Source organism: Rhodococcus sp. KB6 (genome assembly GCF_001445685.1).
Classification (GTDB): domain Bacteria; phylum Actinomycetota; class Actinomycetes; order Mycobacteriales; family Mycobacteriaceae; genus Rhodococcus_F; species Rhodococcus_F qingshengii.
Window position 1 is genome coordinate 1 of sequence record NZ_LNAK01000082.1, and the last position, 2,112, is coordinate 2,112.

Consider the following 2,112-nt stretch of genomic DNA (forward strand, 5'->3'; position numbering starts at 1 on the left):
ACAAGATCCGCCGACCGCGGCAACGCCACCGCCACCAACGACTCCGGACCACAACCCTGAGCAATCAACCTGCGCGCCAAACGATTAGCCCGCACCGACAACTCACCATACGACAACGACTCGCCACCGAACCGCACCGCAACCCGATCACCAAACCGCGCAGCAGCATCATCGAACCACGCCGACAACGTCGAATCCACACCACTGTCGACACCCGTGTCGCTCCATGACAGAACGCGATCCAACTCACCGGCGGTCATAACATCCACGTCGCCAACGGCAGCGGCCGGATTCGCGACAACGCCACGGAGGACGGACACGAACCGATCAGCGAACTCGGCCGCTGTCGACGCGTCGAACAGATCCGTCGCGTAGGTCAGGGTGCCGGACATACCGGCGTCAGCGGCGTCTTCAAGTGTGAATTGCAGATCGAACTTGGCCAGTGCTGCGTCGAATTCCACAGCAGCGGCGGTGAGTCCGGGCAGTTCGAGAGCACTCTGTCCAAGGTTCTGGAACGTCAACGCCACCTGGAACAACGGATGACGAGCCTGCGAACGAACCGGATCGAGAACCTCCACCACACGCTCGAACGGAACATCCGCATGCGCGAACGCCTGCAAATCCACCTCACGCGCCGACGCCAACAACTCGGCAAACGACATCGACGGATCAACCTCGGTACGCAGCACCAAGGTATTGACGAACATACCGATCACGTCATCGAGCTCGGCTTCACCACGACCCGCGATCGGGGCACCGATCGCAATGTCGGTCGTCGCGGACAGTCGTGCCAACAGCACCGCCAGAGCCGAGTGAACAACCATGAACGGAGTTGCGTTCGTTGCCTTGGCCAGTTCGTCCAGCTCAGACCACAGCTGCGGTTCGATGGTGAAACTGTGATTGGCGCCGCGCCCTGAAGCAATCTCGGGACGCGGACGATCACCAGGCAGATCCAACTGCTCCGGAAGATCAGCCAACGCATCCGACCAGAACGCAATCTGCTTCGCGATCATGGACTGCGGATCGTCCTCGGACCCGAGAACCTCACGCTGCCACAACGAATAGTCGGCGTACTGCACCGGCAACGGCGTCCAGGTCGGAGCCTGGCCGTTGGTTCGGGCGTAGTAGGCGGTCATGACGTCGCGGGTCAACGGGCCCATCGAGAAACCGTCGGTCGAGATGTGATGCACCACGAATACCAGAACGTGCTCGTCGGCCTTGATCTGGAAAAGCTTGGCGCGCAACGGCACCTCGACAGTGACATCGAAGCCCTGGGCGAAGAACGAATACAGCTCCGCCTGGATTCGGTCGTCTGTGACGCGTTCTGCGCCGAGATCGATCGAGACATCTTCTACCGAGCAGATCTTCTGGTAGCCGACGCCGTCGACCTCGGGGTAGACCGTGCGCAGAACCTCGTGGTGGCCGATAACGTCGTGAACTGCCGAATTCAGGGCCGCCAGATCGAGCGCACCCGTGAGCCGAACGGCAACAGGGACATTGTTGACAGCAGAATCGGTGTCGAATCGGTTGAGGAACCACATGCGCTGCTGCGCCAACGACAACGGAACCCGAACCGGACGCACCTGCGCAGTCAACGCCGCACGTGAACCGCCACCGACATGAGAACCCAAACGAGCAGCCAACGCCTCCACCGTCGACGCCTCGAACAACTCCCGCACCGACACCGCAGCATCAAGAGCCTGACCCAACCGCGACGTCACCTGCGTCGCGATCAGCGAATTACCACCGAGCGCAAAGAAATCGTCATCCAAACCGACACGCTCGGCACCCAGAACATCCGCAAACGTCTGCGCCACAACCTCTTCCACCACCGACGTCGGAGCCCGGAACACCGCAACCTGCAACGACGGAGCCGGCAACGCCCGACGATCCAACTTCCCGTTCACCGTCAACGGAATCGAATCCAACACCACAAACGCCGACGGCACCATGTACTCCGGCAACAACGAACCCACCGACACCCGAAGATCGTCGACCGAAACGCTCACACCCGCAGCCGGAACCACATACGCCACCAACCGCTGATCACCCGGAGAATCCTCACGAACAACCACCGCCGTCTGCGCCACCGACACATCCGCCAACACCGCA

The 2,112-nt window shown here is 61.3% G+C and carries 1 protein-coding gene; it reads right to left on the reverse strand.

Annotated elements, in window-relative coordinates; genetic code table 11:
* Window positions 1–2,090: condensation domain-containing protein (locus tag ASU23_RS12245; protein WP_253741320.1), on the reverse strand; the 2,090-nt coding region annotated here is incomplete at its 3' end.
* Between the last annotated feature and the right edge of the window lie 22 nt (window positions 2,091–2,112).